The 17513-nt window shown below is 62.4% G+C and carries 16 protein-coding genes; 8 read left to right on the forward strand and 8 right to left on the reverse strand.

Going from position 1 to position 17513, the window contains the following annotated elements; all coding sequences use genetic code 11:
• The first annotated feature begins 36 nt into the window (after positions 1-36).
• Positions 37-702, forward strand: a complete 666-nt coding sequence (locus GC125_RS09885) for an outer membrane protein (RefSeq protein ID WP_151985520.1) — start codon at positions 37-39, stop codon at positions 700-702.
• A gap of 95 nt (positions 703-797) precedes the next feature.
• Here GC125_RS09885 and GC125_RS09890 read toward each other — a convergent pair whose 3' ends face one another.
• From GC125_RS09890 to GC125_RS09905, 4 genes are all read right to left on the reverse strand, one after another.
• Positions 798-1343, reverse strand: a complete 546-nt coding sequence (locus GC125_RS09890; protein ID WP_502706094.1) for a glutathione S-transferase family protein — start codon at positions 1341-1343, stop codon at positions 798-800.
• Positions 1344-1423: 80 nt separating this feature from the next.
• The gene (locus tag GC125_RS09895; RefSeq protein ID WP_199864538.1) at positions 1424-2077 is read right to left on the reverse strand and encodes a ribonuclease T2 family protein; all 654 of its coding nucleotides are present in this window, start codon (positions 2075-2077) and stop codon (positions 1424-1426) included.
• Positions 2074-2511 carry a hypothetical protein gene (locus tag GC125_RS09900; RefSeq protein ID WP_151985522.1) on the reverse strand — a complete coding sequence of 146 codons (438 nt, stop codon included), beginning with the start codon at positions 2509-2511 and terminating at the stop codon, positions 2074-2076. Before GC125_RS09900 ends, GC125_RS09895 begins: the two co-directional genes overlap by 4 nt.
• A 97-nt stretch (positions 2512-2608) precedes the next feature.
• A complete protein-coding gene (locus tag GC125_RS09905) occupies positions 2609-3475 on the reverse strand; it encodes a 23S rRNA (adenine(2030)-N(6))-methyltransferase RlmJ (protein WP_151985523.1) in 867 nt (288 codons plus the stop codon).
• An 81-nt stretch (positions 3476-3556) separates the two neighbouring features.
• On the opposite strand from GC125_RS09905, the gene GC125_RS09910 reads away from it, so the two are divergent.
• Entirely contained in the window at positions 3557-5689 is a 2133-nt protein-coding gene (locus tag GC125_RS09910) for a molybdopterin-containing oxidoreductase family protein (RefSeq protein ID WP_151985524.1), read from the forward strand.
• Between the two features lie 12 nt (positions 5690-5701).
• Here GC125_RS09910 and purN read toward each other — a convergent pair whose 3' ends face one another.
• On the reverse strand, positions 5702-6382 hold the full coding sequence (gene purN / locus GC125_RS09915; protein WP_151985525.1) for a phosphoribosylglycinamide formyltransferase: 681 nt from the start codon (positions 6380-6382) through the stop codon (positions 5702-5704).
• On the reverse strand, positions 6379-7455 hold the full coding sequence (gene purM / locus GC125_RS09920) for a phosphoribosylformylglycinamidine cyclo-ligase (RefSeq protein ID WP_151987767.1): 1077 nt from the start codon (positions 7453-7455) through the stop codon (positions 6379-6381). The genes purN and purM overlap by 4 nt, the downstream gene beginning before the upstream one ends.
• A gap of 198 nt (positions 7456-7653) precedes the next feature.
• Here purM and GC125_RS09925 point away from each other — a divergent pair, with 198 nt between their 5' ends.
• From GC125_RS09925 to ppx, 5 genes are all read left to right on the forward strand, one after another.
• Positions 7654-8187, forward strand: coding sequence for a CDP-alcohol phosphatidyltransferase family protein (locus tag GC125_RS09925; protein ID WP_151985526.1), 534 nt, complete (start codon positions 7654-7656; stop codon positions 8185-8187).
• 109 nt (positions 8188-8296) lie between these two features.
• Positions 8297-9430, forward strand: coding sequence for an AI-2E family transporter (locus tag GC125_RS09930; RefSeq protein WP_151985527.1), 1134 nt, complete (start codon positions 8297-8299; stop codon positions 9428-9430).
• Positions 9431-9433: 3 nt separating this feature from the next.
• Positions 9434-10141: a DnaA regulatory inactivator HdaA gene (gene hdaA, locus GC125_RS09935; RefSeq protein ID WP_151985528.1), complete on the forward strand. Its 708-nt coding sequence runs from the start codon at positions 9434-9436 to the stop codon at positions 10139-10141.
• Between the two features lie 89 nt (positions 10142-10230).
• Positions 10231-12468: an RNA degradosome polyphosphate kinase gene (locus tag GC125_RS09940; protein WP_151985529.1), complete on the forward strand. Its 2238-nt coding sequence runs from the start codon at positions 10231-10233 to the stop codon at positions 12466-12468.
• A gap of 8 nt (positions 12469-12476) precedes the next feature.
• A complete protein-coding gene (gene ppx / locus GC125_RS09945) occupies positions 12477-13997 on the forward strand; it encodes an exopolyphosphatase (RefSeq protein ID WP_151985530.1) in 1521 nt (506 codons plus the stop codon).
• A gap of 126 nt (positions 13998-14123) precedes the next feature.
• Here ppx and GC125_RS09950 read toward each other — a convergent pair whose 3' ends face one another.
• Together GC125_RS09950 and rnd are read right to left on the reverse strand one after the other, a co-directional pair.
• Positions 14124-14363, reverse strand: a complete 240-nt coding sequence (locus GC125_RS09950) for an amino acid transporter (RefSeq protein WP_151985531.1) — start codon at positions 14361-14363, stop codon at positions 14124-14126.
• A gap of 12 nt (positions 14364-14375) precedes the next feature.
• Complete coding sequence (gene rnd, locus GC125_RS09955; RefSeq protein ID WP_502706048.1) at positions 14376-15530, reverse strand: ribonuclease D; 1155 nt, start codon at positions 15528-15530, stop codon at positions 14376-14378.
• A 195-nt stretch (positions 15531-15725) separates the two neighbouring features.
• Between rnd and aspS the strand changes: the two genes are divergently transcribed.
• Positions 15726-17513: an aspartate--tRNA ligase gene (aspS, locus tag GC125_RS09960; RefSeq protein ID WP_151985532.1), complete on the forward strand. Its 1788-nt coding sequence runs from the start codon at positions 15726-15728 to the stop codon at positions 17511-17513.

Here is a 17513-nt window from a genome sequence, read left to right on the forward strand (position 1 = left end):
CGCCATGCGACCGGAAATTGTATTAGGAGAAGTAAAATGCGTGCACTCAAATTGGCTGGTCTGGCCACGGCAATGGTTCTTCCGCTTACGGCTGGCGCTTTCGCAGCCGACGCCATCATGGCTCCGCCGGCCCCGCCGGCTGCAGCTCCGATCGAAGCTGCACCTGTGCAGCTCTGGACCGGTCCTTACGCCGGTGTGTTCCTCGGCTACAACTGGGGTGACCACGAAGACATCGTCGGCGACGATTCCGACGGCATCTCCGGCGGCGCTTACGCTGGTTACAACTACCAGTTCGACAACTTCGTTGTCGGTGCTGAAGCCGATATCGGCTATTCCGACGTTAACGGCGAAGGCGTAGCCACCGTTGCTGGCGTCCCGGCTGTTCGCGAAGGCGAAGTCGGCCTGTTCGGTTCGGTTCGTGCACGTGCCGGTGTGGCTTTCAACCCGTTCCTCATCTACGCAACGGGCGGTGTCGCGATGGCTGACGTCGAGTACAACCAGTTCGACGGCAGCGACTCGCAGGCAGCAATCGGCTACACCGTTGGTGGTGGCGTCGAAGGCATGGTCACCGACAACATCACGGCTCGTCTCGAGTACCGTTACACGGACTACGGCAGCGACGACTACTCCATCAACGGCAACTCGTTCTCGTCGGCTTACGACGAGCACAGCGTCCGCGCTGGTGTAGGCTTCAAGTTCTAAGCCTGCAGATCCAAAATCGCCTTAGGGTGGTTAGAGAGCCGGGGTGCCTTGCGCGCCCCGGCTTTTTCTTTGTCCGGCGAGGGGAGTGACCGCGCTTATTGCGGCTTCAGCCGCGCGTAATCCGCGAAGAACGTCTCGAACTTCTTCGGAAAGTTCTTAAGCTTCGGGCGGCCGCGCTCCCATTTTCCTTCGAAACGCAGCGACAGATAGCCAAGCAGCGCCGCCAGCGCGAAATGTCCGCCGTGCAACGTCTTTGTCGTGCGGGGCATGTTCGCTTCCAGATGGTCGAGAGCACGCTCCACCTTCTTCCATTGCTTATCGATCCACTCCTGGTGAACCTTCTCTTCGGGACGGAAGCGCCGCTCATAGACCATGGCGAGCAGGCAATCGCAGGTGCCGTCGCACAGCGCCTCGAGCACATCCACATCGGTGCGCTTTGCCGGATTGCGCGGGTAAAGCTTGCGGCCGGTCTCGCGGTCGATGAACTGCATGATTGCCCTGCTGTCGAACACCGCACCGCCAATGTCGGTCAAAAGCAGGGGGATCTTGCCGAGCGGATTGTTGCCGACGAGTTCGGCCGGTTCCGCGTTGGTATCGGTCAGCACGCTTTCGAAGGGCAGACCGGCATAAGTAGCCGCCATGCGCACTTTGGCCGAATAGGGCGAGGCGGGAGAAACGAGGATACGCAAAGGCAAACGTCCTTCTTCTGGATGATGGAAGGCTACCTGGCCGGAACCTCGATGAGGCGCTGGCGGCAGCCGCGGGCATCGACCTCGCGGCACGCACGAAAATCGAGATCTTTGGTGAGGCAGATGCGGACTTCGTCCAGCGCGCCGGCGGAACACGTTGCCGCAAGTCCATCCTCGGACAGTCCGGAATTGGCGTCCAGGAACGTGGTTTCGACATCCGCTGGCGACAGGCTGATCGCGCCGCGCCCATCGAGCTCATCCGGGATCTGGAGGCGCTCGAATGCTTCGCGGGTCAACTCCAGATAGTCGTCAGGAGAGAGCCCTGTGCACGATCCATGCTTGCGCCATTGATGGCCGATCAGGCCCATGCTCGGCATGATGTCGAAATAGTCCTGCCCGAGTTCGCGTGGAACGCGGTCGTCGTGGCGGGTTTCGCAGAATTCGGGAAAGCCCTGCTCATATTGCGGCCAAAGCCCGTGCACGATGAAGCCGAAATCCGCGTCCGAGCCGCATTGCTGACGGTTGTCGCCGCCCTCGAGCGCGCAGAATGTCGGGGACCAGGAGAGAGACAGGACGTAGAAATCGAACTCGCCCGCACGATCCTGCGCCGATGCCGGGACTATCGGCAGGATGGCGGCAAGGAATGCGGCGTAAACAGCGTGTCGGAGCGCGAAAGCGGACCTCACTGCAGCGATGCGCAGGTCGCTCCGTAGACATAGAGCGGGTCGAGACCGGCAACGCAGAATTCGACGTTGTCGCCGATGACACCTGCAAAGCCCATGTCGGTCTCCACGAGATACCAAGTTGTCCGGCTCGTGTTGTCGTTGAGATTGACACTCGCGCGGCAATAATGACGCTCGATCAAATTGCGCTCGGTACGCGGCTCATAGCGCGTGTAGGTGATGCTCGAGAAATCGTTGATAGAGAGACCGCGCTTCAGCAGGTTCTCGTCGGCATAGTCGAACCGTTCGACGATGCGTGTCAGCACCTTGTGCTCATTGCAGATCGTGACCGGTGCGGCGATGGCGGCGGGACCCATCAGATAGTCGGCAGCGCTGGCCGGGATGGACGCCGCCGCGACGGTTAGAAGCGCGATGGCGCATGTGGCGACAGACTTCATCGAGGCAAACTCCTGAACGATTTGCAATTTTGGCGAAGAATGGTTGCGGCCATGTCACGCGTCAAGGCGAAAGCGTGGTTGAAAGACCGTTTTCGCGTCACTGTTGCGGGCTTGCCGTCACCGGCTGAAGCCGCTTCAAGCGGAAACCGGCCCCGGTTCCCTCGGCGAGAACCTTCGTCAACCACGGCAGCAGCGCCTCAAGTTCATCTTCAAGGGTGAAGGGCGGGTTGACGATGACGAGGCCGGAGCCGTTGAGTCCCTTTTCGGTTCTCGGATCGCGCACCCAGAGTTCCGCGCAAAGCACGTCCTCCATGCCGAGCGCTTCGATGCGACGATGAAAGGCCTCGACGGACGCATCTTTTTTCAATGGATACCACAGGCAGTAGGTGCCGCCGCGCCACCGGCGGATGGCGCGTGCAAGCCCGTCCGTCATGCGCTCGAACTCTCCGTCCTGCTCGAAGGGCGGATCGATCAGCACGAGGCCACGCTTTTCCTTGGGCGGAACATGCGCTCCGAGCGCCAGCCAGCCATCGAGCGCGATGACGCGCGTCTGGAAATCGCCGGCAAACGCAGATCGAAGGGTCTCGGCATCCGCCGGGTGCAACTCGATCGCCGACAGCCTGTCCTGCGGGCGAAACAGCATGCGTACGATCTTCGGCGAGCCGGGATAGTGCGTCACGCCGCCATCCGGGTTCAAACCACGCACCTGATCGAGATAGGGCGCGATCAATGGGGCGATTCCAGAAGGCGCATCCGCGTCGAGAAGGCGGCCGATACCGCCGATCCATTCGCCGGTCCGCTGCGCTTCGTCCGAGGTAAGATCGTAGAGCCCGATTCCCGCATGGGTATCGATGACGCGAAACGCCTTGTCCTTGGTCTTCAGGTACTCGACCAGCCGCGCAAGCACGATGTGCTTCAGGACATCAGCGAAATTGCCGGCGTGATAGATGTGACGGTAATTCATGGGCGCGTTCTAAAGCGATCGAGATGCATGCGTCACGGGAATTGTTTGGTCCCACCCGGTTCATCGCATTATAGAGAAGGTATGAACGAAGCGAGCCCCATCACTGCCGGCCGGGTCAAGTCCGCGATCCGCATCGGCCATTCCGCCTGTCCGCACGACTGCCCGTCCACCTGTGCGCTCGAAGTCGAGCTTCTCGACGACCGCACCATTGGGCGCGTGCGCGGCGATCCGGCCAATTCCTATACGGCCGGCGTCATCTGCGCCAAGGTCGCGCGCTACGCCGAGCGCATCCATCACCCGGATCGCCTGTTGAAGCCGCTCCGTCGGATCGGCGCGAAAGGCGAGGGCCGCTGGCAGGAGATCGGCTTCGACGACGCGCTCGACATCGTTGCCGAGAAATTCCTGGAAGCGGAAGCCCGTCACGGTGCCGAATCCGTCTGGCCGTATTTCTACGCGGGCACGATGGGCCTCGTTCAGCGCGATTCCATCAATCGGTTGCGCCACGCGCGCAATTATTCCGGCCAGTTCGACTCGATCTGCACCAACATGGCCTGGACCGGCTGGGTCATGGGAACCGGCCGGCTCGTCGGTCCCGACCCGCGCGAGATGGCCGTGTCCGACTGTGTCGTGATCTGGGGAACGAACGCGGTCTCCACGCAGGTCAACGTGATGACGCACGCAGTGCGCGCCCGCAAGGAGCGCGGCGCCAAGATCGTCGTCATCGACGTCTACGACAACCCGACGATGAAGCAGGCGGACGTCAAGCTGATCCTGAAGCCTGGCACGGATGGAGCACTCGCCTGTGCGGTCATGCATGTGCTCTTCCGCGAAGGCCTCGCCGATCGTGCCTATCTGGAGCGCCACACCGACGACCCGGCCGGCCTCGAACGGCACCTCGCCACCCGCACGCCCGAATGGGCGGCAGCGATCACGGGGCTCTCCGTCGCCGAGATCGAGGCGTTCGCGCGGCTCGTCGGCACGACCAAGCGCACCTTCTTCCGGTTGGGCTACGGTTTCACCCGTTCGCGCAACGGCGCGGTGAACATGCACGCGGCCCTCTCGATCCCCTCTGTCACCGGCGCCTGGCAATATGAGGGGGGCGGTGCCTTCCACTCCAACAGCGACATCTTCGGCCTCGACAAGGCGGAGATCATGGGCCTGGATTTCAAGGATCATGGAATAAGGGCGCTCGACCAATCGCAGATCGGCCGCGTTCTGACGGGCGACGCCGAGGCGCTGCGCAACGGTCCGCCGGTGACGGCGATGATCGTGCAGAACACCAATCCGGTGAACGTCGCGCCCGAGCAGCGCCTCGTCAAAGCCGGATTCGCGCGTGACGATCTCTTCGTCGCCGTCCACGAGCAGTTCATGACCGAGACCGCGGAGATGGCCGACATCGTCCTGCCGGCGACCATGTTCCTCGAGCATGACGACATCTACCGCGGTGGTGGCCAGCAGCACATCCTGCTCGGACCGAAGCTTGTCGATGCCCCGGAAGGACCGCGCACCAATCTCGAAGTGATCTACGGTCTTGCTGAGCGGTTGGGCGTTGCCGACCAGGTGCAGACTGGACTCGATGCTCGAACGCTCATCGACAACATGCTGAAAAAAGGCGGAAAGATCGGCTTCGACGCGCTCAAGGACGAGAAGTGGATCGACTGCCAGCCGGGCTTCGCGACCTCGCATTATCTCGATGGCTTCCACTGGCCGGACCGCAAGTTCCGGTTCAAGCCGGACTGGACCGGCACTGCCGCGCCGAACCGGCCGCCCGCGACCGTCGGCTCGCTCGGGCCGCATGAACGTCTGCCGGAATTTCCAGACCATGTCGACCTGATCGAGGTGGCCGATGCCGCGCATCCATTCCGCCTCGCCACGTCACCGGCGCGCTCGTTCCTGAATTCGACATTTGCCGAAACGAAGGGATCGACAACGCGCGAAGGCCGGCCCTCGGTTCTCGTCCATCCGGACGACGCGGCGGATTTAGGCGTCGGGGACGACGACGTCGTGCGTCTCGGCAATGAGCGCGGTGCGATCCGCCTGCACGCCCGCATCGATGCCGGCCTGAAGCGCGGCGTGCTCGTGGCGGAAGGAATCTGGCCGAACAAGGCGCATCTCGACGGCGAGGGCATCAACGTGTTGACGGGTGCAGATCCGGTCGCTCCTTACGGCGGCGCCGCCTTCCACGACAATCACGTCTGGATGGAAAAGGCCTGAGGTCGGACCCGCCTAGCTTGTGCCGGGTTCCAGCGCCGGCGAGATCAGCATTGCCGCATCGTCGCTGCGCTGCGCACCGACCGTCAGAACCCGGCCGGCATCGTCAAGCCTGACGGCACCTGTCGCCACCAGCTGGAGGGCATGTGCATAAAGGCGGTGTTCGGCCGTGAGCACGCGCCCGGCCAGCGTATCGGCATCGTCGTGTGATAGAACCGGCACCACGGCTTGCGCGATGATCGCGCCTTCATCCATGCCTTCATTGACGAAATGGACGGTGCAGCCATGCACGCGCACACCCGCATCAATCGCCCGCCGGTGGGTATGGAGGCCGGGAAAGAGCGGCAGCAGGGAAGGGTGGATGTTGAGGATCCGTCCCTCATAGACCCGGATGAAATCTTCCGAAAGCAGCCGCATATAGCCCGCGAGACAGATCAGGTCCGGCGCGATCTCCGCAAGCGCTGCAAGGATCGCCGCCTCATGATCGGCCTTCGAACCATAGGTCCTGCGTTCGAACACATGCGTCGGGATGCCCAGCGCAGCAGCCCGTGCCAGACCGCCGGCATCGGGCTTGTCCGACATCACGGCGACGATCTCGGCCGGGAAATCCGGTGCTTCGCAGGCCTTCGCGAGAGCCAGCATGTTGGAGCCGCCGCCTGAAATGAAGGCGACGACGCGCTTGCGCGGCTCGCTCATAGGCCGAGTGTGCCCTTGTAGACGACGCCCGCGCCATCCCCACTGCGCGCGCGAAGGCGGCCGAGCGGCACGACGATCTCGTTTTCCTCCGTCAGCGTCTGGATGACGCGCGCGGCCTTGTCTTCGGCGACGATCACGATCATGCCGATGCCGCAGTTGAAGGTGCGCAACATCTCTTCGGGCGCGACGCCGCCTTCCTTGGCGAGCCAGGCGAAGAGCTCGGTGACCGGCACCTGATCGAGATCGATTTCGGCGGCGAGCGTCTTCGGCAGCACCCGCGGAATATTCTCGGGAAAACCACCGCCGGTGATGTGGGCAAGGCCCTTGATCGCGCCGGTCTCGCGGATCGTCTTCAGAAGCGATTTCACATAGATGCGCGTCGGCGTCATCACCGCGTCGGCGAGCGTGATGCCTTCGCCGAAGGGAACCGGCGCCGAATAGGAGATGCCGGAGCGTTCGACGATCCGGCGCACCAGTGAATAGCCGTTGGAGTGCAGGCCGGAGGAGGCGAGACCGAGCACGATGTCGCCCTCTGCCATGTCGCCATGCGGCAGGAGCGTGCCGCGTTCGGCTGCACCCACCGCGAAGCCCGCCAGGTCATAGTCGCCCTTGGCATACATGCCCGGCATCTCGGCCGTTTCGCCGCCGATGAGCGCGCATCCAGCCTGCCGGCAACCTTCGGCGATACCGCTGACGATCGCCGCACCCTGATCGGGGTCGAGCTTGCCGGTCGCGAAATAGTCGAGGAAGAAGAGCGGTTCCGCGCCCTGGACGACGAGGTCGTTGACGCACATCGCCACGAGGTCGATCCCGACCGTTTCATGCTTGCCGGTCTCGATCGCGACCTTCAGCTTGGTGCCGACGCCGTCGTTTGCGGCAACCAGCACAGGGTCGGTAAAGCCCGCCGCCTTCAGGTCGAACAGCCCGCCAAACCCGCCGATTTCGCCGTCGGCACCCGGCCGGCGCGTGGATCGGACCATCGGCTTGATCTTCTCGACCATCGCGTTTCCGGCATCGATGTCGACGCCCGCATCCGCATAGGTGAGCCCGTCCTGTTTTCCGGCCTCGGCCATGAGCGTCTCCTGATCAAGAAAGCTGTCCGCGATGGCGCGAGGCAATGCCATGCAGTCCCCGCAAAGGCAAGTTTAAGCGGCATCGAGCGCACGGTAATCCGCAGCGGAGATCGAGCGATGCGCTTGAAACAGCCCTGGAAGCCGTGAACTGTGCTACCGAGCCGATCGAGAGCCATCCTTTTTTGGACCGATGCCCGCATGACCATCCCCAATCTCATCACCGTCGCCCGGCTGCTCTGCGTGCCGGCCCTGGTCTACGCGATGATCCTCGGAGAGTTGCAGCTGGCGTTCGGCCTGTTCCTGGTCGCGGGAATTTCGGACGCGGTGGATGGCTTCATCGCGCGCCATTTCAACCAGCGCTCGGAACTTGGAACCTATCTCGACCCGATCGCCGACAAACTGCTCCTCGTCTCGGTCTTCGTGATGCTGACCTGGCTCGACGTACTACCGCTCTGGTTTCTCATACTGGTGGCATCGCGCGACATTTTGATCGTGGCGGCAGTTCTTCTCTCGTCGCTGCTCGAGCAGCCCGTCACCGTGAAGCCGATCCTCGTCTCGAAAGCCACGACCGCTTTCCAGATCGGCCTGGCGCTCGTCCTGCTTGGCGAATTGGCTTTCCACCTGAACCTCAGCGGCGTGGGGCAGACGCTGCTCATCCTGACATCCGTCTTGACCGTCTTGTCCGCCGCGGCCTATCTCATTGACTGGCTGCGCCACATGTCCGACGACTGATGCGCGCCGCTGGACGAGGCCCCTGGACGCCTCGAAGAAGCGCCCAATAAAAGTCGAAGATCCAGCGTCCCGCATCTGAAGGGACAGTTCGGTTGCCGTGGAGCCTGCCATGACGTTCGTTTTCAATCAGTCTTCTCTGCGCCGCCAAATCGTCTTCTGGCTCGTTGCGCTCGCAGTCTTCATCGGCTTCGTCTTTCTCTTCCGCAATGTCCTGCTGCCTTTCGTCGCTGGCATGGCATTGGCCTATTTCCTCGATCCGGTAGCGGATCGGCTTCAGAGGCTCGGCATGAGCCGTCTCATGGCCACGGTCGTGATTCTTCTGTCGTTCCTGCTGGTCTTCGTCCTCGTGCTCATCATCGTCATCCCTGTTCTCGTCGGCCAGGCGATGGAGTTCGGCCAGCGGCTGCCGGAATACATTACGCAGTTGCAGACGCTGATCACCACGGCGGACCAGGATCTGCTTCCGCCATGGGTTGAGGATCAGATCGCAAATCTGAGAGAAAGCTTCGCGGGTCTGCTCTCCCAGGGAGCCGGATTGGTCGGCACGCTGGTCGCGCAGATCTGGACGTCGTCCATGGCGTTGATCAACGTGCTGGCGCTTCTGGTCGTCACGCCGGTCGTCGCCTTCTACATGCTTCTCGACTGGGATCGCATGGTGAACAAGGTCGACAGCTGGGTGCCGCGCGACCATGTCGAGGACGTGCGCGAGATCGCGCGGGACATGGACCTCGCGATCGCGGGCTTCGTGCGCGGCCAGGGCACCGTCTGCATCATACTCGGTCTCTTCTATGCCATCGGGCTGAGCATGGTGGGGCTGAATTTCGGCCTCTTGATTGGCATGTTTGCCGGTCTCATCAGCTTCATCCCCTATGTCGGATCGCTGATCGGCCTCGTGCTGTCGGTCGGCGTCGCGATCGTCCAGTTCTGGCCGGAATATATCTGGGTGCTGGCGGTGGCTGGCATCTTCTTTGCCGGACAGTTTCTCGAAGGCAACATTCTCCAGCCGAAGCTCGTCGGCTCGTCCGTCGGCCTTCACCCCGTCTGGTTGATGTTCGCGCTGTTCGCGTTCGCCTCGCTCTTCGGCTTTCTCGGCATGATGATTGCCGTGCCGGCGGCGGCGGCTGTCGGCGTTCTGGTGCGCTTCGCCCTGAAGCGGTATCTTCAAAGCGACATGTTCGCGCCGACGGTGACCGTCGAAACGCCGACGCGGATCGAACCCGTCCCGAGGCATAAGCCGGAGTAGGCCATGGCGAGATGGAACAGTCTCCATAGCGGGCGCGCCGAGCAGTTGCCGCTTGAACTCGGCCACGCCGCAGCGCGTGGGCGCGAGGACCTGATTGTTTCCGATCCGCTCAGCGCCGCCATAGCGCTCATCGATCGCTGGCCGGACTGGCCGTCGCCCGTCGTCATTGTCTGTGGCCCTGCGGGGGCCGGAAAGACGCATCTGGCGGAAATCTGGCGCGAGCGAGCCGGTGCGTCCGTACTCGATCTGGCCGATGGCGCATCGCGAGCCCTCGAAACCGCACGAACGCACCCAGTCATCCTCGAAGACGTGGACCGGAAAGCGATCGACGAGACGGCACTCTTCCACCTGATCAACGAGGTGCGATCCGCGGGAGGCTTCCTGATGATGACCAGCCGGCTCTGGCCGGCGGCATGGCCGATTGCGCTGCCCGATCTGATATCGCGGCTGAAGGCCGCAACGGTCGTTGAGATCGGCGGGCCCGACGATGGGCTGCTCGCCCAGGTGATCGTCAAACTGTTCGCCGACCGGCAGATCGCGATCGACCACAAGGTCGTCGATTACCTCGTTGCGCGCATGGAGCGCTCCTTCGATGCTGCCTCGTGGCTCGTCGCGGAGATGGACAGGGTCGCGCTGTCGCGCCGGGTGCGCCTGACGACGGGCCTCGCCAGTGAGGCCCTGGCACGATACCAGGACGACCGCGCCACGTGAGCCATTGGCCGAATGGCACTGTCATGCTTTCTTCGCTAAATTTGCTTTAGGTGCTCCGGAGAGGCCGGAACCGAAGAAAGTTGATTTGCATGACCGACAAACAGGACACCGCCGCATTGGCAGAGCCACTCGCCGTGCAGGCTCCGAAGCGCGAACGCGAGACCGGTTCGGCGAACAGCCTGGATGCCGCGCTGCTCGAAAGCCCCAGCCGGTTCGTCAACCGCGAGTTCTCCTGGCTCCAGTTCAACCGCCGCGTCCTGCTGGAGACCAGAAATCTCGCCCATCCGCTTCTGGAGCGCGTTCGTTTCCTGTCGATTTCAGCCGCCAATCTGGACGAGTTCTTCATGGTGCGCGTGGCCGGCCTCGAAGGTCAGGTCCGAGAAGGTATTTCGACCCGTTCGCCGGATGGCCTGACGCCCGCCGAACAACTCGACATGATCCTCACGGAGGTCGGCAAACTGCAGATGGAGCAGCAGGCCTCGCTGGCTGATCTGCAGAGCTATCTGGCGAAGGAAGACATCCATATCGTTCGCCCGGATCGGCTTGAGCCGGATGACAAGCCCTGGCTTGAAGACGAGTTCCTGCGTTCGATCTTCCCGGTTCTGACACCGCTCTCGATCGACCCGGCGCACCCCTTTCCGTTCATTCCCAATCTCGGCTTCTCGATCGGTTTGCAACTGGTCAGCAAGACCGGCCGAGATCCCATGACGGCGCTCTTGCGCATTCCGACGGCGCTCGACCGATTCATTCGGCTGCCGGATCAGGGCACGCGCATTCGCTACATCACCATGGAGGATGTCATCGGCCTCTTCATCGGGCGGCTGTTTCCTGGTTACGAGGTGCGGGGATCCGGCACGTTCCGCATCATCCGCGACAGCGATATCGAAGTGGAGGAAGAGGCCGAAGATCTCGTCCGCCTCTTCGAAAGCGCGCTGAAGCGCCGTCGTCGCGGCTCGGTCATCCGCATCGAGTTCGACAGCGACATGCCGCGGTCCCTGCGCCAGTTCGTCATCGATGAGCTGAACGTACCGGACAACCGGGTCGCCCTCCTGCCGGGCTTCCTCGCGCTCAACACGATCTCGGAGATCGTCAAGGCGCCGCGCGACGACCTGCGCTTCGAGCCTTACAATGCGCGCTTCCCGGAGCGCGTGCGCGATCATGCCGGGGATTGCCTCGCGGCGATCCGCGAAAAGGATCTGGTCATCCATCATCCTTACGAATCGTTCGACGTTGTCGCCCAGTTCCTGTTCCAGGCGGCCCGCGACCCGAACGTTCTCGCCATCAAGCAGACGCTCTACCGCACCTCGAACGACAGCCCGATCGTGCGTGCCCTGATCGATGCGGCCGATGCCGGCAAGTCGGTGACCGCGCTTGTCGAACTGAAGGCGCGTTTTGATGAAGAGGCGAACATTCGCTGGGCCCGCGACCTTGAACGCGCCGGCGTTCAAGTGGTCTTTGGCTTTATCGAGCTGAAGACGCACGCCAAGATGTCGCTGGTCGTGCGCCGTGAGGAAAAGGGGCTGGTCAGCTACTGCCATCTCGGCACGGGCAACTACCACCCGGTCACTGCGAAGATTTATACGGACCTGTCCTTCTTCACCTGCAACCCGGCGATCGCCAAGGATGTCGCGAACGTCTTCAATTTCATCACCGGTTATGGCGAACCGGAAGGCGATATGAAGCTTGCGGTCTCGCCGCTGACGCTGCGCCAGCGCATCCTGGATCACATCGAGGGCGAGATCGCCCACGCAAGTGCCGGAAGGCCGGCTGCGATCTGGATGAAGATGAATGCGCTCGTGGATCCGGATATCATCGATGCGCTTTATCGCGCGAGCCAGACGGGCGTCGAAGTCGATCTCGTCATCCGCGGCATCTGCTGCCTTCGCCCGGGCGTCCCGGGACTGTCGGAACGCATCCGCGTGAAATCCATCATCGGGCGCTTCCTGGAACACAGCCGCATCTTCTGCTTCGGCAATGGCGACGGCCTCCCGTCGGAACGCGCGCTCGTCTACATCGGATCGGCCGACATGATGCCGCGCAATCTCGATCGGCGCGTCGAGACGCTGGTGCCTTTGACAAACAAGACCGTGCATGAACAGGTCCTGTCACAAATTATGCTCGGCAACCTTATTGATAACCAGCAGAGCTACCAGATATTGGAGGATGGGACGTCCAGACGTCAGGAGGCGCGTCCCGGCGAAGAGCCTTTCAATGCGCAGGTCTATTTCATGACGAATCCCAGCCTTTCCGGCCGAGGAGAAGCCCTGAACTCCAGCGCCCCGAAGCTGATAGCCGGTTGGATTTCCGGCAAGAAAAGCAGAAGCTAGCGTCATTCATGGTCGAATCCGAAGCGCGTGGCCGTTTGCCCGGCATCCATCCGATATCCGTCATCGATATCGGATCGAACTCAGTGCGTCTGGTGGTTTATGAGGGATTGAGCCGTTCGCCGGCCGTCCTGTTCAACGAAAAGGTGCTTTGCGGCCTCGGGCGAGGCCTGGCCGAAACCGGACGCATGGACGAAGCCGGCGTGGAGCGGGCGATTCACGCCTTGCGCCGCTTTCGCGCATTGTCCGATCAGGCCCGCGCCACGCGCATGCATGTTCTGGCGACTGCGGCCGCGCGTGAAGCCGAAAATGGCCCGGAATTCGTCAAGCGTGCCGAGGCGACGCTGGGCACCGCCATTCGCATCCTGACAGGCGAAGAAGAAGCACTCTTTTCCGCTTACGGGATCATTTCCGGCTTTCATGCACCAGACGGCATCGCCGGCGATCTGGGTGGCGGGTCGCTGGAACTCGTCGATATCCTCGGCGGCAAAATAAGCCGCGGCCTGACCTTGCCACTCGGTGGCTTGCGGCTTGCCGACACCGCCCATAGCGATCTGACGGAAGCAGCCGCGATTGCAAAGCAGCAGATAGCCAAGGCGGAAATGCTGACAGCCGGCCGCGACCGCACCTTCTATTGCGTGGGTGGCACGTGGCGAAACATCGCCCGTCTCCACATGGAGGCAACCGGATATCCTCTGCATATGATGCAGAATTACGAGATCCCCTACGACGCGGCGATGGCGTTTTTGGACTCGATCATTTCCGGTAAGCTCGCCAAGGACGATGCGATGCGCGTGGTCTCGAAAAGCCGCCGGGCGCTTCTGCCCTACGGCGCCGTGACGCTGAAAGAGACCATCGCGCGCATGAAGCCGAAGACGGTCTGCTTCTCGGCACTGGGCGTACGGGAAGGTTATCTCTTCTCGCTGCTGAGCGAGGAAGAGCGGGCGCGAGACCCGTTGTTGACCGCTGCCCACGAACTGGCCGTCCTGCGCGCGCGCTCACCCGAACATGCCCGCGAGCTCGCCGACTGGACCGGCGAAATCTTCTCGGTGTTCGGTGTAGAAGAAACGCCGGAGGAAAGCCGTTACCGGCAGGCGGCGTGCCTCATGGCCGACATATCCTGGCGTGCCCATCCCGATTACCGCGGCCTGCAGGCACTGAATATCATCGCCCATGGCTCCTTCACCGGCATCACCCATGCCGGACGCGCCTACATAGCGCTCGCCAATTATTACCGCTTCGAGGGATTGAACGACGACGGAGCGACGAGTCCTCTGGCAGCGATCGCGACGCCCAGGTTGCTCGAATACGCCAAACTGCTGGGCGGCCTGCTGCGAGTCCTCTATCTTTTTTCCGCATCGATGCCCGGCGCGGTTCGACGGCTGTCAGTGGAGAAGGGGGACGGGGAGAACGCGCTCGTCTTCGTGGTGCCGGCAGACATGGCGCGTTTCGAAGGGGAACGGCTGGAAGGGCGCCTGCAACAGCTCGCCAAGCTCACCGGACGCGATCTAAGCTTCCGGTTCTGTCACTGAAGGCAGAAAAACGCAGGGTGAATCAGTTCGTCTTGCGGTCGCTGAGGGCCGTCAAGAAAAAGACGATGATGCCACCGGCAAGAAACATCGCCGGAACGCCGAATGCGATATACAGTTCAAGACCGGTCACGATCTCAGCCTTCCCAATACCTTACGTTCCATGAAATGTAGGACGGTGCTAAAGAGAAAACAAGCTGCGCCGGTGGCCGTCAGCCATCCGGGTGATGGCGTCGACACTGTTGCTGCGAAGTAGGAAATCGTCGGGGCGAAGCCGCCGACTGCCATCAGCGCGATTGCAACACCATTCAACCACGTCGCGGTCAGCTTCGTGCGCTCGTTATGGATGGTGGTCGCGAGATCGCTCACGCCAATGCGCCTCTAGCCGATGTCGAGCGTATCCACGCGCTTCTCATTGAAACGCAGCGCCAGGCGCCCATCGATCAGAGCCAATGCCTTATCGCCGAACATTTCGCGCCGCCAGCCGTGCAGCGCCGGCACGTCCGCACCCTCGCCATTGGTCGCGATTTGCTCCAGATCGTCGGCATTCGCGATAATCTTGGGCGCGACGCCCTCGCGCTCCGTGATGAGCTTCAGGAGCACCTTGAGCAACTCGGTCGCTGCCCCTGCTCCTTCCGGAGAAGAGCGAGAGCGCTCCAGGCGTGGCATATCTTCCTTGGGGATCGCCAGCGCTTCGTTGACCGCTGCTATCACCGCCTGGCCCGCCTGCGATCGCTCCCAGCCGCGCTGGATGGTGCGCAGCCGCGACAATGCTTCGTTGTCCTTCGGCGCCTGCTGCGCGATCTCATAGATGGCGTCGTCCTTCAGGACCCGACCACGGGGCACGTCGCGGGCGCGCGCCTCGCGCTCGCGCCAAGCGGCGACGGTCTGAAGAATCGCGAGCTCGCGAGGCTTCTTTACCCGCATGCGCAGTCTCTTCCAGGCGTCGTCGGGATGGAGATCGTAGGTCTCGCGCGATTCGAGAACGTCCATCTCTTCCTTGAGCCAATGGGTGCGGCCTTCGCGCTCCAGTTCGGTCTTGAGGTGTAGATAGACGTCGCGCAGATGGGTGACATCGGCCAGCGCATATTCAAGTTGCGTTTCCGAAAGCGGCCGGCGGCTCCAGTCTGTGAAGCGCGACGTCTTGTCGATGTGTCCGCCGGTGATGCGCGCCACCAACTGGTCGTAGGAAATCGAATCGCCGAACCCGCACACCATCGCCGCGATCTGTGTGTCGAAGATCGGATGGGGAATGAGATCGCCCAGATGGAAGATGATCTCGATATCCTGACGCGCCGCGTGAAAGACCTTGGTGATCTTGGTATCGGCCATCAGCTTGAAGAACGGGCTGAGGTCTATGCCGGCCGCCAGCGGGTCGACGATCACGGCCAAGTCCGGCGATGCCATCTGGACCAGGCAGAGCTGCGGCCAGAATGTCGTCTCGCGAAGAAACTCCGTGTCGATCGTCACGAACTCGGAAGTGGAGAGCCTGTCGCAGGCAGCCGCAAGGGCGTCGGTCGATGTAATGATATCCATGAATGCTCTATATAAGAGGGGTGCGCTATTGCAAACGGCTCGCCGCAACCCAAGTGCTTACCCGCGCCAATCCTTGACAAAGCGGCCTCGCCATGCGCTTGTCCGGCGCGAATTTCAGGGGCGGCGGCCGCCATTCGGACGTGGCCGCACCAGCGCTCCCGAACCATGTTCAAGCAAGAATTCCGGGATCAATTGATGCACCGTTATCGCAGCCATACCTGCGCCGCCCTCCGCAAGGCCAATGTGGACGAAACCGTCCGCCTCTCGGGCTGGGTCCACCGTGTGCGCGACCATGGCGGCGTGCTCTTTATCGATTTGCGCGACCATTATGGCATCACGCAAGTCGTCGCCGATCCTGATTCCCCTGCGTTCAAGGATGCCGAGAAGGTCCGCGGCGAATGGGTCATCCGCATCGACGGCAGGGTCAAGGCGCGCACGCAGGAAACCGTGAACGCCAAGATGCCGACAGGCGAGATCGAAATCTACGCGACCGAGATCGAAGTGCTGTCCGCGTCCAAGGAACTGCCGCTGCCGGTCTTCGGCGAACCCGAATATCCGGAAGACGTTCGCCTGAAGTACCGGTTCATCGATCTGCGCCGCGAAACGCTGCACAAGAACATCATGACCCGCACGAGGGTCATCGCTGCGATGCGCCGCCGCATGAACGAAATCGGCTTCACCGAATTCCAGACGCCGATCCTGACTGCGTCCTCGCCGGAAGGCGCGCGTGACTTCCTCGTGCCGTCTCGTCTGCACCAGGGCGAGTTCTATGCGCTGCCGCAGGCGCCCCAGATCTACAAGCAACTCCTGATGGTGTCGGGCTTCGACCGCTATTTCCAGATCGCGCCGTGCTTCCGCGACGAGGATCCGCGCGCCGATCGCTTCTATGGCGAATTCTACCAGCTCGACCTCGAAATGAGCTTCGTCGAGCAGGACGAGATCCTCGGCACGATGGAGCCGGTCCTGCGCGGCATCTTCGAGGAATTCGCGGAGGGCAAGCCGGTTACGCCGAGCTTCCGGCGTATTCCTTACGACGAGTCCATTCGGACCTATGGTTCGGACAAGCCGGACCTGCGCAACCCGATCGAGATGCAGGACGTGTCCGAGCATTTCCGCGGATCGGGCTTCAAGGTGTTCGCCAACATCCTCGCCGGAAGCGACAAGGCCGAAGTCTGGGCGATCCCCGCCAAGACCGGCGGCTCGCGCGCTTTCTGCGACCGCATGAATTCCTGGGCGCAGGGCGAAGGCCAGCCGGGCCTCGGCTACATCTTCTGGCGTGAGGAAGGCGGCAAGATCGAAGGCGCCGGCCCGATCGCCAAGAACATCGGCGAAGAGCGCACCGAAGCCATTCGCCAGCAGCTCGGCCTCGAGCCCGGCGATGCCTGCTTCTTCGCTGCCGGTGATCCGAAGAAGTTCTACAAGTTTGCGGGCGCTGCCCGCGATCGCGCCGGTGAGGAACTCAACCTCATCGATCGTGAGCGCTTCGAGCTTTGCTGGATCGTCGACTTCCCCTTCTACGAGTGGAACGAGGACGAGAAGAAGATCGACTTCGCCCACAATCCGTTCTCCATGCCGCAAGGCGGCATGGAAGCGCTGGAAGGCTCCGACCCGCTCGGCATCAAGGCCTATCAGTACGATTTGGTCTGCAACGGGTTCGAGATCGTCTCGGGCGGCCTGCGCAACCATAAGCCTGACCTGATGGTCAAGGCGTTCGAAATGGTCGGTCTGTCGCAGAGCGATGTCGAGGAGCGGTTTGGCGGGCTTTACCGGGCGTTCCAGTACGGCGCTCCGCCGCATGGCGGCATGGCAGCCGGCGTCGACCGTATCGTCATGCTCGTCTGCGGTGCGCGCAACCTGCGCGAAATCGCGCTGTTCCCGATGAACCAGCAGGCGCAGGACCTTCTGATGGGCGCTCCGGCGCCCGCCGAGAACAAGCAACTCGTCGATCTCGGACTGCGCGTGATCCCGAAGAAGGACGACTGA

The organism is Rhizobium sp. EC-SD404, assembly GCF_902498825.1.
GTDB lineage: Bacteria > Pseudomonadota > Alphaproteobacteria > Rhizobiales > Rhizobiaceae > Georhizobium.

Bases quoted from the DNA above. Each gene is read 5' to 3' on its own strand.
- GC125_RS09940 (WP_151985529.1), top strand. From the start codon at position 10,231: ATGACCGACAAACAGGACACCGCCGCATTGGCAGAGCCACTCGCCGTG.
- GC125_RS09905 (WP_151985523.1), bottom strand. From the start codon at position 3,475: ATGAATTACCGTCACATCTATCACGCCGGCAATTTCGCTGATGTCCTG.
- GC125_RS09890 (WP_502706094.1), bottom strand. From the start codon at position 1,343: ATGGCGGCTACTTATGCCGGTCTGCCCTTCGAAAGCGTGCTGACCGAT.
- GC125_RS09885 (WP_151985520.1), top strand. From the start codon at position 37: ATGCGTGCACTCAAATTGGCTGGTCTGGCCACGGCAATGGTTCTTCCG.
- GC125_RS09900 (WP_151985522.1), bottom strand. From the start codon at position 2,511: ATGAAGTCTGTCGCCACATGCGCCATCGCGCTTCTAACCGTCGCGGCG.
- GC125_RS09910 (WP_151985524.1), top strand. From the start codon at position 3,557: ATGAACGAAGCGAGCCCCATCACTGCCGGCCGGGTCAAGTCCGCGATC.
- purM (WP_151987767.1), bottom strand. From the start codon at position 7,455: ATGGCCGAGGCCGGAAAACAGGACGGGCTCACCTATGCGGATGCGGGC.
- aspS (WP_151985532.1), top strand. From the start codon at position 15,726: ATGCACCGTTATCGCAGCCATACCTGCGCCGCCCTCCGCAAGGCCAAT.
- hdaA (WP_151985528.1), top strand. From the start codon at position 9,434: ATGGCGAGATGGAACAGTCTCCATAGCGGGCGCGCCGAGCAGTTGCCG.
- GC125_RS09925 (WP_151985526.1), top strand. From the start codon at position 7,654: ATGACCATCCCCAATCTCATCACCGTCGCCCGGCTGCTCTGCGTGCCG.
- rnd (WP_502706048.1), bottom strand. From the start codon at position 15,530: ATGGATATCATTACATCGACCGACGCCCTTGCGGCTGCCTGCGACAGG.
- purN (WP_151985525.1), bottom strand. From the start codon at position 6,382: ATGAGCGAGCCGCGCAAGCGCGTCGTCGCCTTCATTTCAGGCGGCGGC.
- GC125_RS09930 (WP_151985527.1), top strand. From the start codon at position 8,297: ATGACGTTCGTTTTCAATCAGTCTTCTCTGCGCCGCCAAATCGTCTTC.
- ppx (WP_151985530.1), top strand. From the start codon at position 12,477: ATGGTCGAATCCGAAGCGCGTGGCCGTTTGCCCGGCATCCATCCGATA.